General features: G+C 54.8%; 3 protein-coding genes. 2 read left to right on the top strand and 1 reads right to left on the bottom strand.

Annotation, left to right across the window (positions count from 1 at the left end; genetic code table 11):
• Both KH813_RS06340 and KH813_RS06335 read left to right on the top strand, forming a co-directional pair.
• Positions 1–2005 (top strand): ATP-dependent RecD-like DNA helicase (locus KH813_RS06340; protein WP_303994507.1); only part of this gene is annotated, 2005 nt, incomplete at its 5' end.
• A complete protein-coding gene (locus KH813_RS06335) occupies positions 1998–2645 on the top strand; it encodes a ComF family protein (protein ID WP_303994506.1) in 648 nt (215 codons plus the stop codon). The genes KH813_RS06340 and KH813_RS06335, both read left to right, overlap by 8 nt.
• On the opposite strand, the gene KH813_RS06330 is transcribed toward KH813_RS06335, so the two are convergent.
• A partial coding sequence (locus tag KH813_RS06330) for an HD-GYP domain-containing protein (protein WP_303994505.1) occupies positions 2642–2965 on the bottom strand: 324 nt, incomplete at its 5' end. The two genes, KH813_RS06335 and KH813_RS06330, sit on opposite strands and share 4 nt — an antisense overlap.

Genomic DNA, 2965 nt, shown 5'->3' with positions numbered 1-2965 from the left:
GAGCGCGCCGCTTGTCGGTGAAGAGATCGAAGTCAGCGGTGCATGGGTGGAGCATCCGCGCTTTGGACGACAGCTGCGCATTGCCGCGTTGCGACGAGTGCGTCCGCAAAGCGCTGCCGGCATCGTTCGTTATCTCGGTTCGGGACTGTTTCGCGGCATCGGTCCCGCGCTTGCCAAACGAATTGTGGATCATTTCGGTGAGGAAACGCTTGCCGTTTTGGATACATCGCCCGAACGGCTAGCTGAAGTGCGCGGCATCGGTGAAACCACTTGGCGTAATTTTGCGCAGACATATCACGAAGTAAGCGATTTGCATGCGCTGACGTTGGCGCTGGAGGAAGCGGGCGTGGCCGGACGATTTGCCGCAGTGTTGCAAAAGCAATACGGCGAGTCCGCATTGACGGTGTTGGAAAATGATCCGTATCGATTGGCGCGCGATGTGGAAGGATTTCCGTTTCGCAGTGCCGATGCGCTGGCCATGCATGCGGGAATGCCGCAAGATTCCATGGATCGGATAGAAGCGGGTGTGAATGAAGTGCTTTTGCGAGCAGCCGAGCGCGGTCACAGCTGTTTGAAGTTGGAAACTCTGGCACGGGAAACAGCGCGCCTTTTGCGGATCGATGAAGATCGTATTCGCGAGGCGTTGGGAGAACTTTTGGAGTATGGCGTTTATCCCGTGACGATTGTCGACGATACGGCTTACGTGTACCATCTTTCTTTGTACGAAGCGGAAACGGGCGTAGCGCACCACATCGAGCGCCTGCAGACGGTAGAACCGCTGACGGTAATCGGTGCGGAAATGATTTTGGAAAAATGGGCGGCCAAAGAAGAGGTGACGTTGGCCGCCGAGCAAATTCAAGCCATCCTTGCCGCGCTGGAAACCGGCGTGCTCGTGATTACCGGCGGCCCCGGTACGGGCAAAACGACATTGGTGCGTGCTCTTTTGGCGGTTGTTTCGCAAGCGCGCTTACGAACCGTTTTAGCTGCGCCGACCGGACGCGCTGCCAAGCGACTCGCGGAAACCTCCGAGCAGGACGCGTCCACTTTACACAAATTGTTGGAAGCTGGATTAGTAGAGGACGCAAGTGTTTTTCAACGTGATGCGCAAAATCCTTTGAAAGGTGATTTGTTTATTATTGATGAAGCGTCCATGCTGGATGTAAACCTGATGTATCATTTTTTGGAGGCGGTGCCCGATCACGCTCGCGTCATTTTTGTCGGTGATGTCGATCAGTTGCCGCCGGTCGGTCCGGGAAATGTGTTACGCGATATCATTGCATCGAATACGGTGCCGGTCGTAAGGTTGGAGCATATTTACCGACAGGAGGAAGGCAGCGGGATTGCGCTGGCCGCCGCGGCCATACGCCAAGGGCAGATGCCGGTGTGGCGTGATGATGTTACTTTTATCGACTGCGCCGAAGAAGAAGCGCTTGATGAAGTGTTGTCACTTTGTCGCACGCTTCATTACGCGGATCCGGAACGTCAGTTTGCCATGCAGGTGCTGGCGCCGATGTACCGCGGTGTCTGCGGTGTCGACGCGTTGAATCAGGCGTTGCAGCGGCAGGCGCACGGATACACGGGAAAATCCAACCGCGGTTTGCAGGTCGGCGATAAAGTCATGCAGCGGCAAAATAATTACGAAAAAGGCGTCTATAACGGTGACTTGGGCGAAGTATACGCAGTCGGCGAGGAACATATCGCGGTCGATTTTCGCATTAAAAATTCCACCTACGAACGCGGTGAGTTACAGGAACTGCAACTGGCATATGCACTCACTGTGCATAAGAGTCAGGGGAGCGAATACGAAACGGTAGTGTTGGTGCTGCTGCCTTCGCAACAAATCATGTTGCAACGAAATCTTGTGTATACGGCGGTGACCCGCGCCAAATCCCATGTGTATATTGTCGGCTCGCCGGCGGCATTCAAGAAAGCCTTGCGCACCCAACATACCGCCGGTCGCACCAGCCTTTTGCGTGCGCGCTTGACGGGAGAAATCGATGCCTAGTTTGTGGCAACATTTTTTATCTTTTTTATACCCGCCGCATTGCCTCGGCTGTCACGCAGCGGTCAGTCGGCACGGTGAATGGTGTCGGCATTGCCGTGACGAGGTATGGCAGCCGCGGCAGCTTGCGGGGAGTCATCACGGCAAACTCGCGGGATGTTACGCTTGTACCGACTATCGCGGCGGCGTGCGCAGCGCCTTGCTGCGCTATAAATTCGGTCGCAAGCATTTGGATCCGCTGGCGTTTCAGAATTTGTTGCGTGATTTCCCCTGGCCGGATGCGTTTCCGGATGACGCTCTGTGCGTACCGATTCCGCTCTCGCGGGAGCGCTACGCCGAGCGCGGTTTTAATCAGGTGGCGAAAATTTTCGCACCGCTGGCGCGGGAACGTGGTTGGCAATGGTCAGAAGACCTTGTCAAAATACGTCACACGCCGGCGCAATCCACATTGAGTCGTACGGATCGTCATACCAATATAAAAAACTCCTTCCGGTGGGAAGGAGTTCCATTGACAGGTTGTACGGTGATTCTTGTGGATGATATCTATACTACGGGCGCTACGCTGGAAGAAGCGGCCCGCGTTTTGCATCGAGCCGGCGCCGCGCAAATCATCGGTTGGGTGATCGCGTCGGGCGCGCGTTAACTCAAAATATCGATAAACACACGGACAATCGACGGATCAAACAGAAGACCGGAGGCGCTGAAGAGTTCATTTAACGCTTCCTGTTTTGTTTTCGCCCAATTTTCCGCCGAGGGATTGGTGATTTGTTCGTAGTAATCGGCGACGGCAATGATGCGGGCGCCCAAAGGAATATTTACGCCGCGCAGATGTTTGGGAAAACCGGTGCCGTCCCAGCGTTCATGATGATGTCGGATATAAGGAATAATATGTTGGCAAGCCGGAATCGTTTCGAGCATATTGCTGCCGAGATCCGGATGTTTTTTGTAAAGGGCTTGTTCGCG

Source organism: Negativicoccus succinicivorans, from assembly GCF_018373335.1.
GTDB classification, from domain to species: domain Bacteria; phylum Bacillota; class Negativicutes; order Veillonellales; family Negativicoccaceae; genus Negativicoccus; species Negativicoccus succinicivorans_A.
The sequence above is the reverse complement of the archived record's forward strand: the minus strand, read 5'-3'. Positions and strand labels throughout refer to the sequence as shown.

Bases quoted from the DNA above. Each gene is read 5' to 3' on its own strand.
- KH813_RS06335 (WP_303994506.1), top strand. From the start codon at position 1,998: ATGCCTAGTTTGTGGCAACATTTTTTATCTTTTTTATACCCGCCGCAT.